The 17615-nt window shown below is 54.1% G+C and carries 19 protein-coding genes; 6 read left to right on the top strand and 13 right to left on the bottom strand.

Annotated elements, in window-relative coordinates; genetic code table 11:
- Positions 1-129: 129 nt before the first annotated feature.
- From C4S74_RS12110 to C4S74_RS12070, 9 genes are all read right to left on the bottom strand, one after another.
- A complete protein-coding gene (locus C4S74_RS12110) occupies positions 130-687 on the bottom strand; it encodes a glycerol-3-phosphate responsive antiterminator (protein ID WP_103995580.1) in 558 nt (185 codons plus the stop codon).
- A 24-nt stretch (positions 688-711) separates the two neighbouring features.
- Positions 712-1395 carry an MgtC/SapB family protein gene (locus tag C4S74_RS12105; RefSeq protein ID WP_103995579.1) on the bottom strand — a complete coding sequence of 228 codons (684 nt, stop codon included), beginning with the start codon at positions 1393-1395 and terminating at the stop codon, positions 712-714.
- Between the two features lie 7 nt (positions 1396-1402).
- Entirely contained in the window at positions 1403-2143 is a 741-nt protein-coding gene (locus C4S74_RS12100; protein WP_103995578.1) for a glycerophosphodiester phosphodiesterase, read from the bottom strand.
- A gap of 331 nt (positions 2144-2474) precedes the next feature.
- Entirely contained in the window at positions 2475-3830 is a 1356-nt protein-coding gene (locus tag C4S74_RS12095; RefSeq protein ID WP_103995577.1) for an ABC transporter substrate-binding protein, read from the bottom strand.
- A gap of 103 nt (positions 3831-3933) precedes the next feature.
- Positions 3934-4758, bottom strand: a complete 825-nt coding sequence (locus C4S74_RS12090) for a carbohydrate ABC transporter permease (RefSeq protein WP_042231327.1) — start codon at positions 4756-4758, stop codon at positions 3934-3936.
- Positions 4755-5660, bottom strand: coding sequence for a carbohydrate ABC transporter permease (locus C4S74_RS12085; RefSeq protein WP_103995576.1), 906 nt, complete (start codon positions 5658-5660; stop codon positions 4755-4757). Before C4S74_RS12085 ends, C4S74_RS12090 begins: the two co-directional genes overlap by 4 nt.
- Positions 5661-6021: 361 nt before the next feature.
- Complete coding sequence (locus C4S74_RS12080; protein ID WP_103995575.1) at positions 6022-6708, bottom strand: DUF1129 family protein; 687 nt, start codon at positions 6706-6708, stop codon at positions 6022-6024.
- Positions 6683-7024: a PadR family transcriptional regulator gene (locus C4S74_RS12075; RefSeq protein WP_181024395.1), complete on the bottom strand. Its 342-nt coding sequence runs from the start codon at positions 7022-7024 to the stop codon at positions 6683-6685. Before C4S74_RS12075 ends, C4S74_RS12080 begins: the two co-directional genes overlap by 26 nt.
- Before the next feature lie 158 nt (positions 7025-7182).
- Positions 7183-7593 carry a VOC family protein gene (locus tag C4S74_RS12070; protein WP_103995573.1) on the bottom strand — a complete coding sequence of 137 codons (411 nt, stop codon included), beginning with the start codon at positions 7591-7593 and terminating at the stop codon, positions 7183-7185.
- Between the two features lie 193 nt (positions 7594-7786).
- Here C4S74_RS12070 and C4S74_RS12065 point away from each other — a divergent pair, with 193 nt between their 5' ends.
- On the top strand, positions 7787-9067 hold the full coding sequence (locus tag C4S74_RS12065; protein WP_103995572.1) for a hypothetical protein: 1281 nt from the start codon (positions 7787-7789) through the stop codon (positions 9065-9067).
- A complete protein-coding gene (locus C4S74_RS26985; protein WP_258042465.1) occupies positions 9064-9594 on the top strand; it encodes a hypothetical protein in 531 nt (176 codons plus the stop codon). Before C4S74_RS12065 ends, C4S74_RS26985 begins: the two co-directional genes overlap by 4 nt.
- Before the next feature lie 298 nt (positions 9595-9892).
- On the opposite strand, the gene C4S74_RS12055 is transcribed toward C4S74_RS26985, so the two are convergent.
- Entirely contained in the window at positions 9893-10657 is a 765-nt protein-coding gene (locus C4S74_RS12055; protein ID WP_103995571.1) for an MBL fold metallo-hydrolase, read from the bottom strand.
- Between the two features lie 145 nt (positions 10658-10802).
- On the opposite strand from C4S74_RS12055, the gene C4S74_RS12050 reads away from it, so the two are divergent.
- Entirely contained in the window at positions 10803-11225 is a 423-nt protein-coding gene (locus tag C4S74_RS12050; RefSeq protein ID WP_103995570.1) for an Lrp/AsnC family transcriptional regulator, read from the top strand.
- A gap of 80 nt (positions 11226-11305) precedes the next feature.
- Here C4S74_RS12050 and C4S74_RS12045 read toward each other — a convergent pair whose 3' ends face one another.
- Complete coding sequence (locus C4S74_RS12045) at positions 11306-11506, bottom strand: cold-shock protein (protein ID WP_016423690.1); 201 nt, start codon at positions 11504-11506, stop codon at positions 11306-11308.
- A gap of 311 nt (positions 11507-11817) precedes the next feature.
- On the opposite strand from C4S74_RS12045, the gene C4S74_RS12040 reads away from it, so the two are divergent.
- From C4S74_RS12040 to C4S74_RS12030, 3 genes are all read left to right on the top strand, one after another.
- Positions 11818-12075 (top strand): GlsB/YeaQ/YmgE family stress response membrane protein, encoded by a 258-nt coding sequence (locus tag C4S74_RS12040; RefSeq protein WP_009675854.1) that lies wholly within the window; start codon positions 11818-11820, stop codon positions 12073-12075.
- A gap of 254 nt (positions 12076-12329) precedes the next feature.
- On the top strand, positions 12330-13244 hold the full coding sequence (locus C4S74_RS12035; RefSeq protein WP_103995569.1) for a stalk domain-containing protein: 915 nt from the start codon (positions 12330-12332) through the stop codon (positions 13242-13244).
- A 204-nt stretch (positions 13245-13448) separates the two neighbouring features.
- Entirely contained in the window at positions 13449-13934 is a 486-nt protein-coding gene (locus C4S74_RS12030; protein ID WP_103995568.1) for a DUF4385 domain-containing protein, read from the top strand.
- Here the strand turns inward: C4S74_RS12030 and C4S74_RS12025 are convergent.
- On the bottom strand, positions 13931-16546 hold the full coding sequence (locus C4S74_RS12025; RefSeq protein ID WP_103995567.1) for an ATP-dependent DNA helicase: 2616 nt from the start codon (positions 16544-16546) through the stop codon (positions 13931-13933). The genes C4S74_RS12030 and C4S74_RS12025 overlap by 4 nt on opposite strands.
- A gap of 550 nt (positions 16547-17096) precedes the next feature.
- A complete protein-coding gene (gene lspA, locus C4S74_RS12020) occupies positions 17097-17573 on the bottom strand; it encodes a signal peptidase II (RefSeq protein WP_103995566.1) in 477 nt (158 codons plus the stop codon).
- Positions 17574-17615 lie beyond the last annotated feature (42 nt).

The following is a 17615-nucleotide window of genomic DNA, read 5'->3' as shown; positions in this document are numbered from 1 at the left end:
AACATGCCGGCTACGTCTGAACGTAACGGCTGTCGTGGTTTCTCCTGATCTCCAACCAAATGTATGAACTTATACGATCATTTTACCATATACCTTGAAAACTTGAAAGCAATGCCGAGCAAAACGGGCTCACGCCTGATAGTGTTTCCAGAGCGAGCTGTCCGAGGTCGTCACGGCCATGGCTCCCGCCTCCAGCGCGTTCTCGACATCGCTTACGGTCCGGATCAAGCCCCCTGCAACGATCGGAATGCCGGTGGCTTCCCCGACCTCCTTGATAATGTGGGGCATGACTCCCGGAAGGACCTCAATGTAATCCGGCTTCGTCCTCTCCAGAAGCGTGTAGCTTTTGCGCAGGGCGCTGGAGTCTAGGAGAAACAGGCGCTGGATCGCCAGCAGGCCGTTCTCCTTCGTCTTCATGATGACGCTCGCACGCGTTGAAATCAGGCCCGTGGGCTTGATGTATTGGCAGAGGTACTCCGTCGCGTACTCGTCGTTTTTCAGCCCCTCCACAAGGTCCACGTGCAGAAGCGGCTTTTTGCCATGGGATTTCGCCAGGTCCACAAGGCTTTTCAGCATGCCGATATGGCAGTCGAGCAGCACGATGTACTGGAACGGAGACGTCAGCAGCTTCTCCAGATCCTTGATTTTGCGAACAGCGGGCAGAACCCTCTGGTTGTTAAACGACATAGGCTTAGCTCCTTTGCTGCGGACTTACGAGCTGATCGTTTCGACCTCGACGGCCACCACGTCCGTGATGTGCTTGATCTTCGAGTAAATGACCGTGGTCCGGTGCTTCTCCGGCGCGGAAACGACCAGCTGGATTTGCCTCAGTTCGTCCTTCAAGTCCTTGATCTTGATGTGCTTAACTTTCAGGAACTCCTGATGAAGCTCGTCGATAACATAGGACAAGTCGGCGCCGGGGCTTACAATAATGAGAATGGCCAGGTTCCGCTCGCTCAGCTTGCGGGGTCCGAACCATTTGAAGAAGAGCGGGATCAGGTTGATCGCCATAATGATCAGCACGACCGCCGTCGCCGCTTCCTTGTAAAAGCCCGCGCCCGCGGCGATGCCGAGCGCCGAAGCCGCCCATACCATCGCCGCGGTTGTCAGGCCGGAGATGATCTCGTTGCTGCGCCGCAGAATAACCCCTGCGCCGATAAAACCGACGCCGCTGATAATCTGCGCGGCCAGACGCATCGGGTCCATAGTCGTCGTCCCGGGAATGGCATACTTATGGACGGATTCAATGGACACGATGGTGATAAGACAGCTGGCCACCGAGATGACCATACTTGTCTTGAGGCCCAGCGGTTTATGCTTGAGCTGGCGGTCGATCCCGATAAAGGCTCCGAGAATCAGCGCCATAAAAAGCTTTTGAAGAAATACGTAACTCATGCTGTGCTCACTCCGCCGCTCCGCCTTGGAGCAAATCTTTCAGTCGGCCGGGATAGTTGGTGATGATCCCGGACACCCCTTTGTCCGTCAATTCTTTTAAATCTTGGATTTCGTTCGCCGTGTACGGATACACTTGGAGTCCGTTCTCTACCGCCTTCACGACGTCTTCCGCGTCAATCGCCTTGTAATGGGGATGCAGGGAATACACTTCCACATCGAAGCTGCGCGCGTAAGCGGTCGGGTCAAGCAGGTTGTTGGCATACAGCAGACCGATTTTCGCCTTGGGCTCGATCAGCTTGAGGCGTCTGAGGCATTTGTGATCGAAAGAAGAAGTCACCACGTTGTCGATCCGCCCGCGTTCGTTCAGAAAATCCGCCAGCTTCTGTTCCATGCCGTTACCGGGCGCCTTGATCTCGACATTGATCATGATCGAGTCGGGAACCAGATCGAATACTTCCCCCAAAGTGGGCACTTTCTCCCCTTTGTAGGCTTCCGAGTACCAGGCGCCCGCATCGGCTTCTTTAATCTCGGCCAGCGTTTTCTCCGCGATGGCTCCCTGTCTGTCCGTGGTCCGGTCCAGCGTATGGTCATGGATCACGATCAATTCACCGTCGGCGGACAGATGGACGTCAAGCTCAATGCCCTCGCAGCCCTGCTCAAGCCCAAGCTTAAAAGCGCCGAGCGTATTTTCGGGCGCCATCCCTTTGGCACCGCGATGCGCGATAATCATCGGTTTGTTAGCTGTCATGATAAATTCCCTACTCCCTCCGAAGCGTCGTTGTGGTGCGAATCCCGGACGTATTCCGGCCGTCTTCCTAAGTGTACTTCTCTTTCCCGGATAAAATATCCTTTCGCAGGCGTTTCCATACGGTTTTACAAAATCGTTAAACTGCCGGCGCCGAATAGAAAAAACACATAAGCCACCTGTCGCTAGACAAGCAACTTATGTGAGTCTCCTGTTCTCCGTCACATAGTATTTACTTGTACCCTATCATAGTTCGGTCCGCTGCATCTGTCAACGGAATTCCGGCCTGTTTTTAACAAACAATTGGAAATCGCCCGGATTTTATCCCGTCTTTTTACTTCACGGTTTTGTTGTACTTCTCGATCTTCGATGTAATGTCTTTCGCGGCCGCATCCAAGGCCTCCTTCGGAGACTTCTTGTTGTTGAGCACTTCCTCGATCGCCCCTTCGACAATCTGTCTGGCTTCCGGGAATACGCCCATAACGGCGCCCTGGGTAGCCGTGTTCAGCTTCGTCTGGTGCAGCTGATCGACAGCGGTCTGGAACTGCGGGAAGTTTTTCATGTTGTCCTTGACGCTCTGCTCGTCGTACGCCTTCTTCGTGATCGGGAAGTAGCCGGTGTTGATGTGCCAGTACGCCTGCTCTTTGGGCGAAGTCAGGAACTTGATGAAGTCCCAGGTCGCTTTCTGCTCGTCTTCCGCACGGTCGTTCATGATCCACAGGCTCGCTCCGCCTACAACGACGCCTCCGTCTTTGGCGTTAGCCGGTTTCGGCAGGAAGCCGGTTCCGACTTCGAACTTGCCTTTGGAGCTGTCCACAAGGCCCTTCAGGGCTGCCGTGGAATCGAGAATCATGCCGACTTGGCCGGCGGAGAAGGCTTTCTTCGAATCATCGGTTTTGCGGCCGAGGTTGTTCAGCGCTTTGCTGTCCACCATGTTCTTCCACCAGGTGAGCGTCTGGACGCCCGCTTCGGAATTGACGAGCGACTGGGTCGCCATCTCTTTGCGGCCGTTGCCGTTGTTGATGTATTCAGCGCCTTGATTGGCGAAAAACTGCTCCATAAACCAGCCGTAAATCGCGAAGTTGCCGCCGGTCGCCTTGCCCGTCTTCGAAATGGCTTCCGCCGCTTTCTGGAATTCCTCGTAGGTTACCGGCGGTTTTTCCGGATCGAGTCCGGCCGCTTTAAACAAGTCCTTATTATAGTAGAGAACCGGATTGGACGTATTGAACGGCATGGAGAACAGCTTGTCGTTAAACGTGTAGTAGCCGGTAATGTTCGGCTCCAGCTGCGTCAGATCGTATTTGTCCGCATCTATGAAATTTTGCATAGGGGTGACCATCTTGGAATCGATCATGAAGCGGCTTCCGATTTCGTACATTTGCACGACGGACGGGCCCTCTTTCGTGCCCATCGAAGCTTTCAGCTTGCTGAGCAGGTCGTCGTAGGAGCCTTGGAATACCGCTTCCACTTTAATTTTGTCTTGGGAAGCGTTGTAATCGGCCACGAGCTGGTCGACGACTTTCGTGTTGGCTCCGCCCATGGCGTGCCAGAAGACGACTTTCTTCGGTCCGCTGCCGGAGCCGCCGTCCGCGCTTCCTTTGTCTCCCGTACCGGTATCCGATGCGCCGCAGCCGGCGGAAACGAGCATAACAGCCGTCAATAAAGAAGCAGCCATTCCTTTTTTATTCATAGCTATTTCTTCCCCCTAGTTAAACAAGATTGGTTTGTTTTTATTTATGAATCATCCGCCGCCGGAAACCGGCGGCAGATTAGACATCAGAGTGAAGCTTGCGTCAGCCTTTGACCGCCCCGGCCGTAATGCCTCTTACGAGCTGTTTGACGCCCAGCGCAAGCAGCAGGAAGGACGGCAGAAGGACGATGGTGATACCTGCGAGAATCATGTTCCACGACATGACTTCCGCATGCTGGAGCATGGCGACGCCGATTTGAACGGTCCGCATGGACACCTTGTTCGTAATGAGCAAAGGCCAGAGGTAGCTGTTCCAGTGCGTCAGGAACTCATAGACGGCAAGCGTGGACAAGGCCGGCTTGGAAAGCGGCAGCACGATGGAGAAGAAATTCCGCCAGTGCCCGCATCCGTCGATTTTCGCCGCATCGAACAGTTCGTGCGGCAGCTGAAGGAAAAACTGGCGGAGCAGGAACACCCCGAAAGCCGCCGCCATGAAAGGCACGATCAGCCCCGGATAACTGTCCATCCATCCCCAGGACTTAATCGTCAGGTAGTTCGGGATGATGGTAACTTCCCACGGGATCATCATGGTCGCCAGGAAAACCATGAACAGGGCGTTTTTACCGGTAAAATTCAAGAAAGAGAACGCATAGGCCGCCATGGCGGATGTAATTACCTGGCTGACCATAATCGCGGACGACACGATAAAGCTGTTCAAGATGAACTGGAAGACCGGAACGTTGTCGATAGCGGCTTTAAAATTTCCCCAGTAAAGCTGGCTGGGCACAAGCGCCGGCGGGAATTTGGAAACCTCCTGCTCCGTCATGAACGAAGAGAACACCGTGAACAGAAGCGGGTACAGGACCACCAGGGCCAGCACGATAAGAAGCAGATAGAGCAGCGTGTTGTTCAGTCTCCGTGCGATCATTGATAATGCACCTTCTTTTCCAGAACCGTAAACTGCAGAACGGTCAATATCAGAATGATAAAGAAGAGAATGAGCGCCTCGGCGCTTCCCGTTCCGAAACGGAAGTTGACGAAGGCTTCCTGATAGATGGAGTAAACGACGACATTCGTCGAATCCATCGGCCCGCCCTTAGTCAGGATGTTAATTTGTCCGAACGCCTGGAACGCTCCGATTACCGATACGATAAGAGCAAAGAACAGCGTCGGGGACAACAGCGGCAGAACGATCTGGAGAAAGGTGCGCACCGGACCCGATCCGTCGATTTTGGCGCTCTCGTAAATTTCCTCCGGCACCCCTTGCATGCCGCTGGACAGAACGATAAACAGGAAGCCCATGTTCATCCAGACGGTCATAAGGGAGACGGAAATCAGCGCCCAGGCGGGATCGGTCAGCCACGGGATGGCCTGGATGTGAACCAGGCTCAGGAAGTAGTTGAGCATGCCGGCCGTAGGATGAAACAGGAGCAGCCAGATGATCGAGCCCGTACCTACCGAAATGACGAGGGGCAGGGAAAATACGAACTGGAATATTTTCATCCCTTTCAGCTTGTTGTGTGTAATGGCTGCCAGAAGCAGGGCCCAGATAATACTAGTCGGTACGGTATATAAAATAAAGAGCAGCGTCACTTTCAGATCGGAATAAAACTGGCCCGACTGGAACAAATCGACGAAGTTATCAAACCATACAAATTCAGCGACACGCCCCCTCGGATCGGTGAGCGTCATGCTCAGGTATACCGATCTCAGCATCGGGTAGAACAAAAAGGTGGCGAAAATAATCAGGGATGGCGCCAGAAAGAAATACGCAAGCACGTTTTCCCGCCATCTTTTCTTTTTCGATAAAACGCTTTCATGACTTGGCAAGCGGCATACCCCTCTCTCTCAATCGTGCTTTATACCTATCCGTCCGGAGGTTCATCTGCAGCTTGAACTGGTTCCCGGTTTCACCGTCGGCAGTTCTCTTCGGAAGAGCGTACCGGGTAAAGCGAAGGATAGCCGTTATAATCCGACAGAAAAAAGATTCACATAAATTGCAAGGCCGCCGGGACCTTACAACTTACGTGAATCTCCACATCTCCGTCACAAATTATTAACTTATTTCATATCATAAAGGCTGGAATGGGTTATGTCAACGCTTACAGACCATTTTTTTACTAAAGAAATAACGAAATTGTCCTTGACACAGGCAGCTCCGTTATGGTTTATTTCATCCCGAGAACGGAATCTATCCCGCAGCCCCCGCTCCTCCCCTTTTTCCCCTGCTTCCAAACATCACTTTCTGTCCGGCAAATCCGGCCGCAAAAATCAACAAGGAAATCCAGGGCGATACGGTAAAGACAGGCAGATAAGGCTTTAACAGCAGCCCGGCAGCCGTCACGGCTCCGATACTTACGATGTACAGCAGCAGGAAAAGCAGACGAAATTTACGCTCGCTCCCGTTAAAGGCGGTTTTATTCATAAGAGCAAGAACCAGCTTCACCCAGAGGATAGAGTCAACGGCGACAATAAGCAGAAAAGCCAAGCTGACTTCGTTCATTCGTCCGATCCCCGCACCCGCCATTATCGCTATAAAGCCGGTAACGGCGTAGGCCAAGAACATCCAGGTAAGGGTGATCCAGGGGATCATAACAACCATGCGGAACCGCTCCGACCCGCCCCGAGAAGGCAGCTGGGAAACAATGTCCCTGCAGTATGCGAGAGGATCGGTTCCGAATACGACGCGGGCGCTGCGCCCTTCCTTCTGCGCCTGCAGCAAGTGCTGAAGCATTTCAAGGAGCAGCTCTTCCCCCTGTCTCTCATCGATATCACTCGTCCGGATATAAACAAGCATGTCTCCGTAATACTTGTTATTCTCCTCATTGAGCTGCTGCTGCAGCCTGGCATTTTCAACAACCATCTGACTTGTTTTCATCGAGATTGCCCCCTTCTAAAATGTGATCCACACTCCGCTTCATTGCGCTCCAGTTGCCGCGGAACTGAGCCAGTACCTCCCCGCCATCCTCCGTAAGCCGGTAATATTTCCTTGGAGGGCCTCCGGAGCGTGAGTCGGCCTTCATATAGCCCTCAATCCATTTCTCCTTCTGCATGCGGAGCAGCAGCGGATAAATGCTTCCTTCGCTGACATAGTCGAACCCGCTTTCCTGAAGCTTTCGGGACAGTTCGTAACCATAGACTTCACTTTGCGAGATGATGGCGAGAATACACCCTTCCAAGATCCCCTTTAACATCTGCGTATACGTAGAAATGTAAATCATCCCCTCAATCCGCCCTTATTCCTCCACAACTAACTTGTATTACAATATAGTAGCCTAGAAAGAAAACAAGGAGTTTTAACCTGATAACTACCTTGTTATATAAGTTAGTCTAGCTGACTTTAGTTTTCCTGTCAAGCCTCGACCTGATTAACTATAGACTCCGTCGCAATCTGCCAACGAACGCCGTAGGCATCCTCGATGCGGCCGAACATCGTCCCCCAGAACATCCGCTGCAGCGGCATCAGGACTTTGCCGCCCTCCGACAATGCGGAGAAGACCCCCTCCGCTTCGGCATCGGTGACGAATTCAAGCGTAAGGTCCAGTCCGTTGCCCCTCTCCACCCGGTCGCTGTCCGCCATGTAAAACGTTAATCCGCAGGCCTTCAACACCAGATGCATCACCCGGTCGGGGTCCTGTCCGTATTGGGCGGGTGCCTCCCCGAAGGTTTGGATGCTTACAATCTCCCCTTTCAAGGCCCGGGCATAGAACTCTCCCTGTTCCCTTGCATTTTCACTGTACAAATAAGGTCGTAAAACAGCCATCGAAATTTCCCCTTCGCGGTTTATTCGGACAAACTCGTATATTTCCTGTTTCAATAGCTTCTAGAAAGGGTATGGCAACTCAGAAGTCTATACGCTGGAATATTTCTTCCAATGAAACCATAAAAACACTTCCTCGTACTAGAAACTTTTACGTAACTTCATTCCATTCCTGCCACCGAGGAGGCTTACACTTGTGCGAACAGAGGAACATCTTACAAATCCGTCTTTGATTCATGAACGCTCCGGCCGGCGCATGGAGCCTTTTTACTGGATTCTAACTTTCGAGGCTCTGACTCTGCTCTTGCTGCTGGCTCTTGCACTCGCGACCGGTCCGGTGTACCTGGCCGTCACTTTCCGTCATTTCTGGGCCTACTTGTCGCTCCTTCTTATTGCTCCGGGCCTGTGGCTCATCCGGTTCTCCATCCTCACGTTAAAGGCTTATGTCTGGAAAAACCGGCACCTGGACCGCTACAGTCTGTATAAAGACGAAATCCGCTACCTGCATTATGAGTATGGCGAAAAAGAAGAAGGCTCCGTCCGCCTGGATGAAGCGGACCGGGTATACATAGCGTACTATGTCGCTCAGTACCATTACGCTTACAAAAAGACGAGGTGGTTCGAAAGCCAGTCCGTCTTCCACCTGCTTCCCATGCTGTATGTCCGTTACCGGAGAGATGCACGGGAGCGGATACTGAAAGTTCCTTTCTACGAACTGCCGGATATGAAAAAATGGCTGAAGCACCTCAAACAGCGGGGAGCTGTCGAAATTTGGGTGACGGATCTTCTGCTGGAGCGGAAGACGGAAGCCGAGCAGCTATCCGCCCTTCGGGAGCCCCTCGATACCGCTCCTTTCGACATCGAAAGAAAGGGCTTCAAGAAGCGGCTCGACAACCTGCTCTACGAGCTCGGCCGCAAGCGCGGCGAGCGGGAACGCGCGGGACAGGAAGCCGCGGCGGTAAGCCCGGGAGGCTCCGAAGCTCCACGGTCGGCAAGCACCCGGCTTCAGCCTCAGCGGCCGTTTTATCGCGGAGGAGCGGCCGTCAGAGAGAACGGCTCCGGCCAAGGGCCGGGGCGGGAAAGCTCAAGGAAGCCGCGCATGTCCACTGTCGTGATCTTCGCGCTGCTGTTCGCCGCCCTGTACGTGCTGACCGGTTTCGTTGTCGACGGCCGGGTATCCCAGGATAACATGTGGATTTGCATCGGCTGCTTCCTGGCCGCTGCGGCTTCCTACTTCGTCATGGCCGACCGCTTGACCTTCTGGCATGCCGGCCGGTTTATGATCACCGCCTTTATCGGGTGGGTGCTCATCGGCGCTGTCATGCCTCTGACGGATACCGGGGCCGGAGGAGAATTTTACAGCACGGCTATCGGCGCGACGATCCTGCTGCCCTTGACGATCTGGCTTCCCTTCGGGATGGTCTGGTGGCTCCGGAGACAGTTCGGTCTTAACGAAGAAGAGGAGGCCCCCTTATGAGCCTGTATGCCGATATGTTTATTTCAAAGTGGCATTTGATTACGCTCGGTCTTATTCTCATCGCCTGGATCGCCCTCATCGCGGGCGGTTACGACAAGCGGACGATCCTCCGCAGCGGCGGCGGAGCCGTGCTCCTTTTGTATGTCGTTTCGACCATTCCGATCGCTGCCATCACCCACGGAGCCCATAAAATCGACGAATCGATGCGTTCGGAGCTCGACCGGCATTACCAGGACCGGGTGAACAAGTCCGAGGTCCGGGAAGATATCGACCGTCTGGCCGTTGCCGCGGGCGCTTTTGAAGATGACGGCGATACCTACGATATCCGGGTGTATGCCGGGAACTATAGTTCCTCGTATACGTTCCAGGGCAGCCTGACCTTCACTACCTATGATGCCCAGGGACAAGTCGTTCATGAAAAATCCTATGACAACGTCATCCTTGCGCCGGGCGAGAAAAAAAAGCTCGACAACTACTACACATCGGGCACATTCTCCACGTACCGGTATACCTTTACAGCCCGGTAACGGGCATTAAGGATGGAATGAATGCCTGTTTCTTCAGCCCTTCAATAATTGACTCCCCCTGCAGCTCGATTTGGATTGTGGCTTAATGGGAGCGACAATGCGGTTCACGTCGTCGCGGCTTCATCCTGCTTTTCCGGCTTTTCTTGCTAAGCGTTATTCTGCCGTATTTGTAAAAAGGCATCGCCGAAGAAAAACACGCATGATGCCGATTGTCACGGCTGGCGCCTGCTGCTCGCCCTGTTCGCAAAAAACGGCAAAAACAAAGAAGGTTCCGGCCATTTAGACCGGAGCCTTCTTTTTAGTGCCTCGCCGCGATCTCAAGCCACTGCCCGTCCGCCGGAACATCGGTCCGTGCCGACAGCCCCTCCTGCTCCAGGCGCGCGAGAAGAGCCTCGCGCGTCAGGAGACAGTGGTTGATCGCCTCCATGTGCACGGCGATCACCCGCGTTTGCGGCGCCTTGCGGCAAACGGAGACCACGTCATCGGCCGTCATCGTGATCGGATCGCCGGTCGTGAAAACGGCCCCTCCCGCGTTCACGACCGTTACCGCAGGTCGATGTCTCTCCAGCGCCTCCACCACTTCGGCGCAGTAGATCGTATCGCCGGCGATGTATACCGCCGGCTCCCCTTCCGCGCGGAGCACGAAGCCCGATACGGGACCCATCGCGGCGCCGATGTCGCCGGTTCCGTGCCGGCCGGATGTGCGCGCGATGTGCAGGCCGCCCCAGGCCGTCTCCTCTTCAACGGCCGCCGCAGCCGTGAAGCCCTGCCCCGCAAGCGTCTCCGCGTCCCCCGGCTGGCAAAGGACGGGCGTTCCCTTGGGCAGCCTCGCGGCGGCTTCCCCGTCCCAGTGGTCGCGGTGCAGATGCGTGACCAGCACCAGGTCCGGCTCCAGCAGTTCTTCCGCCGGCACCGGGAGCGGCACGAGCGGATTACGCCGGTCGTTGGCCGTGTTCGGGATCGCCGGATTGGCCTCGGCCGCACTCAGCATCGGGTCCACCAGAATGTGCCGGCCTCCGTATTCCAGCCACAGCGTTGCGTTTCGTATCAACCGGATTTTCATAAAATCGCCTCCGTAATCGCCAATATCTTTTTATAGGAGCATTTGATACAATTTTATAAAAAGAGAAGCGGCTCCGGAAAGGACCCCGTGAAAGATCTGAGGTTATCCCTTTTTCACCATGAAAGTATTCGGAGGGCGGATGGACATGTTCGGCATTGATGAGACGGATCACATGATTTTGCAGTACCTGCTGGAGGACGCGACCCGCTCGAATAAAGAAATCGGCCTCAAAGTTCATTTGACAGGCCAGGCGGTAGGCGCAAGAATCCGGAAGCTGGAGGATTGGGGTATCATCGAAGGACGGACCCTCAAATGGAATCCGGAGAAGCTCGGCCTTGCGGTGCATGCCATGGTCACGGTATTTCTGAAATCCCAAAACGCTCACGGCGACCTGCAAACGTTCGCCTCCCGGGACTCCCGCATTCTGGAAGCCCACCGCGTAAGCGGGGAAGGCTGTTACTGGCTGCGTGTGCAGGTCGGAAACAACGAAGATCTCAATGCCTTTCTCGACGATTTACTCAAGTACGGCAATTATAAAGTCAGTTTGTCCATCGGCAGAATCAAATAACGTCCCAGCAATTGCCGGGATAAAACAAAGAAGCTGTCCACAACATAAGGTTGTGAACAGCTTCTCTCGTTTAGCTGATATTACAGCTTAACAACGTTCTCAGCTTGCGGTCCGCGGTTGCCTTGAACTACGTTGAACTCAACGCGTTGGCCTTCGTCCAGGGACTTGAAGCCTTCGCCTTGGATTGCGGAGAAGTGTACGAATACATCGTTGCCGCCTTCAACTTCGATAAAACCAAAGCCTTTTTCAGCGTTGAACCATTTAACTGTACCAGTTTGCATGTGTGGTACCTCCTAGAAATTTAAATTTAACATGTTCTTTTTACTCTTGAAGCAAATAAAAATTCACATATTATAAAAGGCTCCATCTCACAAATGATAACCCTTTATAATAAGTGAATTCCAGGTTTCAAATACTCGATTGACTTCATCTTACCATAGGCAATTTCCAAGTGCAAGTTATTTTCCAATTCTTTTCGGAAAACATTTTTTGAGGTAACTTTTGCAAACCTGATTAAAGAAAAAGCAATGAGGTTAATACTAAGCAACCACGTAACACAAACTAAAACATAAACATTTAGGAGGTAATCTAGATGAGTTTCTTATGGTCCTTAATTATCGGTGGTATCATCGGTTGGTTAGCCGGCATGATTATCGGTAAAGATATTCCCGGCGGCATTATCGGCAACATTATCGCAGGTTTCTTGGGTGCATGGCTCGGCGGTCTGCTGCTTGGCAACTGGGGTCCTGAAGTCGGAGGTTTCTACTTCTTCCCTGCTTTGATCGGTGGTATCGTACTGGTATTCATCGTAAGCCTCATCCTGCGTTCTATGGGAAGCAAACGGGCATAACCGTAAGCTAACCTGAATTTCAGGATAAAAAAGACTACGCGAAATATTCGCGTGGTCTTTTTTTGCGCTTGTAGGCATTATTCGACGCATAAACGGCAAACAGTTTAGTCGTTGTACGGGTTTGCATCCGTTCACTGCATGCGCGTTCTTAAATTTCGCAGCTTTTTGCGGCCCTGCTGCAACATTCAGAAATTTTCATCCGTTCTAAATATAGAGAAATCTTCCAATAGGAACCATAAGGAGAGCTGTCTGTCATGAAAAAATATGTAATCGGTTTTGCCGTCGGAGCGATTGTGTCCGTTTCTACGGTAGCTTATGCGGGCAATACGATACAAGCCGTGCTTTTTCCCGCAAAATATCAGGTAAACGGCGAGTCGAAAACATTACCTGACGACTATAAAACATTAAACGTGGACGGACACGCTTACGTGCCGATCCGCTTCGCGGCGGAAAGTCTTGGCGCCGTAGTCGCATACGAAGGCAAAACAAACACCATTTCCATCGATAACGGGTTCAACGTGACCACTATGGACAGCACCATCCGCGCCGGCCATCTGAAAGTATCCGACGCCGCCGCAAGCACGGTGGAAGGACAGCTTTACATAGGCCAGGACCACTGGGACCGCATGGCGCAAGCGCGGAACAGCATTGAGCCCGGCTCGGAAGTGGACGTGGAGGGAACTATCCTGTTTTTTGACGCTCAAGGAAAACCGCTGGGCCAAGCCCCGCTTAAGACCAAGTTTACGGCTGAAGGCGATCAAATCAAGCCCTTCAAAGCGGTTGCCGATCACAATGTAAGCGGCTATGCCTTCGCTTCGCTTCAAGCCGGACCCGTGCCGCATCCGCTCCCCGTTCCTCCGAATTTGTCGGTCTCCGACGAGAGCGGCACACTGGGAATCGGAACGCTGAAGCTGATCAAACAAGACGGTTTCACCAAAGTCAGCGGCTGGATCGGCGTGAAGAAACCGGGCACGCTCCGCTTCGACGCGACTCTCCAGTTTTATGATGCGGAAGGCCGGGAGCTGGGCACTGCCGCTGTAAAAGGCACAGGCACCGGAGCCACGGGAGACAGCGTCTCGGCCACCACGTTCGAAACGGCAGGCAAAGGCGATCTCACCGGCTATAAATCCGTCAAAGTAAAGCTTAACTCCGCCGAGCCCGCCAAGTAAATTCGGATTGTTAAGCAGCGGAAATGAATATGAGACCATGAAATTTTCGAGTTAAACAAATTATCCCCTTCAAGTGAACAGTGCCGATAAACGCGGCGCCGTAAAGTTTACTTGAAGGGGATTTTTTCGCGGCAATATGCGGCTGTCGGGGTAAGGATAAGACATATCCAATCTTTCCGAAGACCCGAAAGGAGGCTGTTTCTCATGGCTAAAAAATTTGACTATTCACTGGATTACGAGCATCTCGACCTCCGCCAGAAACCTGAGCTCTACACCGTCGGACGCGGAGAACAAGGCGTCCTGCTCGTCGAGCCCTACAAGGGCGAGATTTTGCCGCATTGGCGGTTTAAGACGCCGGAAATCGCGAAGGAATCTTCCGAAAAAATTTATGCCATGTTTCTGGATTATAAAAAATCAGGTGATTTTATCGGGATGGACATGGCGAGAAAGTTTCTCCAAATGGGTTACACGCGCGCCAGGCGCTATACGAACCATAAGGGCGGCCGGAAATATTCGAAAGAAGACGGTTCGATCCTGCCCTATCAGAACGATCCCGTAAAGGCGGAATCCGCCGCTATATTCAAAGCCCAGTGGGAAATCGCGAAGACAGACGAGGATTATATCCGCATGAAGAAAGAACATCAGGATAAATACGAGAAGGAGAACAAAGAGCAGTCTCGGGAAGATTAACGATTCCTTTCTTCGTCCTGTCCGGGAATCGTGAAATGGCGCCATTCCGGCGGGAGCAGAGACTGGTAGCGTCTCTGCAGAAACCGGTCGTCGATAAGAACAAGCGTCCCGTAATCGTTCTCCGTCCGGATCAGACGGCCGCCGGCCTGCATGACTTTGTTGATGCCGGGAAACACATACGCGTAATCGAAGCCGCTGCGGCCATCCCGGTCAAAATGGTCTTTGATAATATTCCGCTCCGGTCCCACCTGGGGCAGTCCTACCCCCACCACGACCACGCCCGTAAGCCGGTCGCCCCTCAGATCGATTCCCTCGGAGAAAATCCCGCCCATGACGGCAAAGCCGATAAGCGTATGGGGAGGGTCCGCCCGGAAGGAAGCGAGAAAGGATTCCCGCTCCTCCTCCGGCATCGACGGCTGCTGGACCAGGATGCGCAGCATCCGGCTGCCGTCCCCGCTCCCCGCTTCCTTGCCGGAGCCGCCGGGCTCAGGTTTCTCCGCCAGGCTGCCTGCGTCTTGATTCTCATCCGAAGCGGGCAGCCTATCTCGAAGCATGACTTCCACCGCTTCGAAAAGGCTTTGTCCCGCTTTGTCTGAGGCGGCTCCACCGGCAGTATTAGCGGCGAGCTCCGGGGGTGCTGCAGCAGCCGCCGGAGCTTCGCCATCCTCAAATGCCGCTGCAGCCGTTTCCGTGCCCTCCGCTCCTCCGTCAATCGGAGCGGCGGATTGCGGCCCCCTCTCCTGTTCCAGGAAAAGGGCAGCCACTTCCCTCATATATTCGTAAGAAGGAAAGAAGACGAGATAATTGCCCGGTTTCTCGCGGACGAGCTTTCCCAAAAGCCGGGAGATGGGCAGCTTCGTCTTGTCCCGGTCCTTGTAGCGGGTGGAAAGCGGCTCGATCCATACGTCGAGCTGCTCCTGCCGGAAAGGCCACGGGATCGATACCGTGAAATCGTCTTCGCCGCCGCCCAGCATATCCATGTAGTAGGAAAAGGGCGAGAGCGTCGCGGAGAAAAACACATGCGCGCGGTAGCCCTTCCCCATCTGCGCCAGCAGGGCGGAAGGGTCCAGACAGAGCAGCTTGAGCCGCACATCGCTGCGCTGCACCTCGGCGAAGGTGACATACCGCTCGTCGTAGTACTTCGCCGTGCGCAGGAAGCTCTGCGCCGCGAAGTAGGTGTCGAGCAGAAGCTGCTGCTTCTCGCCGCCCTGCCCCGGAGCGGAGAGCTCCCGTTCCGCCTGCTGCGCGAACGCCTCCAGCAGGACCGGCAGCTCTTCTGGCACTTCCCGCAGCACGAAGCTGCCTCCACCGCCCTGCTCCTTACGGAAGGCGATGAAATAGTCGTTCACGGCCTTGGCCGCGGCTTCCACGGCTGAGTTTCGCCCCTTGAAATCCCTTTTCAGCTGCAGAAAAGGGGCTTTCGTCAGCTCTGCGGAAAACATCTCTCTGCCGCGGTCCACCAGATTGTGCGCCTCGTCGATCAGGAGCGCCGTTTGCTTCTTCACTTCTTCCGGCAGCCGTTTGAGGTATACCTTCGGATCGAAAATATAATTATAATCGCAGATCACAGCGTCGGCCGCATAAGCCGCATCGAGCGAAAACTCGAACGGACAGACTTTGTGCTTGCGCGCGTATGTCTCGATGACACTCCGGTTCATCAGCTTCTCATGCGTCAGCATGTCCAGAACCGCTCCGTTCACCCGGTCGTAATACCCGTCGGCAAACTCGCACATTTCCTTCCTGCAATCCACTTCTTCACGGAAACAAATTTTGTCTTTCGCCGTCAGCGTGACGGTACGCATATGGAGCCCCCGCTCGATCATGAGGGAAAAAGCTTCTTCAGCGGCCGTACGCGTCAGCGTCTTCGCCGTCAGATAGAAGATCCGCTGAAGAAGCCCTTCACCTACCGCTTTGACGGACGGGAACAGAGTGGAAATGGTTTTCCCTGTACCGGTAGGCGCGTTCGCGAACAGCTTGTGGCCGTCTTTGATCGTTTTGTAAACCGATCCGGCGAACTGCCGCTGTCCTTCCCGGTAGGCCGGATACGGAAAAGGCAGCTCCCTGATGCTGGCGTCCCGTTCCCGGCGGTTATGCAGCTGCATCGCCGCATAAGGAGCATAAAGCCGGACGGCTTCCAGCACGGCGGCCTCCAGTTCTTCATAGGTGTATTCCCTGACGTACCGCTGCTGCTCCTCCGTCCCGACCTGGACGTACGTAAGCTGCACTTTCATGCGGTTCCGCGAGTTCTGCTTCGCGTATATATAGGCGTAACAGACCGCCTGGGCCCAGTGGACGGGATGCCGGTTTTCCTCCACTAGCCGGGGATCTCCCGTCGAAGATTTGATCTCGTCGATCGTTACCTCGTCGCCGTCAGGGCCGAAAAGCAGCCCGTCGCAGCGTCCCTCCAGCACAAAGACAATCCCTTCCCGGAGAATCTCCGTTTGCAGGAAAACTTCCTTCTGGTCGCTGTCCCCGTAAGTTTTCTGCACCTTCTGGTGAGCCTTGGTCCCTTCGGTTAAAGCCGTGGCGGTCCGGAAACCGGATTCGATGCTTCCGCTCCGGTAAGCATATTCCACCAGGGCGCGGACTGAAATTTTCACTTCGCCGGTCATTCATTCACCGCCCTTTTTTACAATACCCGCTCCGCGAACGTTCGTTCTATCCTCCGATTATATCATTCTCCGGTTTTTTTCCCAACCATAGTAAACCCGAAAGCGCCGGCAGACTTCAGCCTTAACGGCCCCTAATAACCGTCAAACCCTTCCCCACGAATCTTAACTTTACCGGCATCTCCGGAGCAAGGACCTTCAATCATGACACCGGCCGGCCGCAAAAAAGACTCCTCCGGAAATCGGAAAAGTCTGAAAGTGTTGGTTCATCATTGACCACTGTCATGTGACGCCGAGCACCGCGTGCCGGAATCTTCGCGCAGTGCGGTGCGGGAAGAGCTTCATTTTCTTATCGGAAAATGGTTCTGACCAACTGATGCCATAAGCGGCCGCCTGATAAGGACGGAGACACCACCTGCCGGTCACTATTTTGCTCCCCCTGCTTTTGAAGGATACTCTCACGCCGCACGCAGTTACTGCACCCGTATGACGCCGCCATGGGACCGTCATTCACAAGCCGTGCCATCAGAGGCTGGACCAGCGGCAGACCATGCTACCCCTGTTCTTCCCCGGCCGTAACCGGTTTTTGCCTTTTGCGGTAATAGTCCAGAACGCCCGCGATCAGGAAAAGAACAACACCGATGTTGATAGCGATATCGGCCAAATTCAGAATGCCTCCGCCGGGACGGAATTCAAGAAAGTCGGTCACTTTGCCGAACCAGAAGCGGTCGATGGCATTGCCTGCGGCACCGCCCGTCAGAAACCCCATGCTCATATTCATCAGCGGCCCTTGAACTTCCCCTTTCCGGCGATAGTAGAGCACAATAGCGATGAACACGACGGCCAGCACGGCGAATACGCGCGCGTACCCTTGGAACCTGCTTCCCGCCATCCCGCTGTTCTCGTAATGCGTAAGCGCCATATCCCCCCAGAACGGGACGGATTCCCCGACCGCCATCGTGGCGCGGATCAAAGCTTTGGCAAACTGGTCGACAGCTGCAACCAAGGCGGCGGTGAAATAAAACAGCATAGCAGCTCTCTCCTTTCCGTACGGCAAGCTTTATATCGTTAA

Origin of the sequence: Paenibacillus sp. UNC499MF (genome assembly GCF_900107975.1) — a bacterium.
GTDB lineage: Bacteria > Bacillota > Bacilli > Paenibacillales > NBRC-103111 > Paenibacillus_F.
Note: the sequence above shows the minus strand (reverse complement) of the source record. Positions and strands in the feature narration are given on the sequence as shown.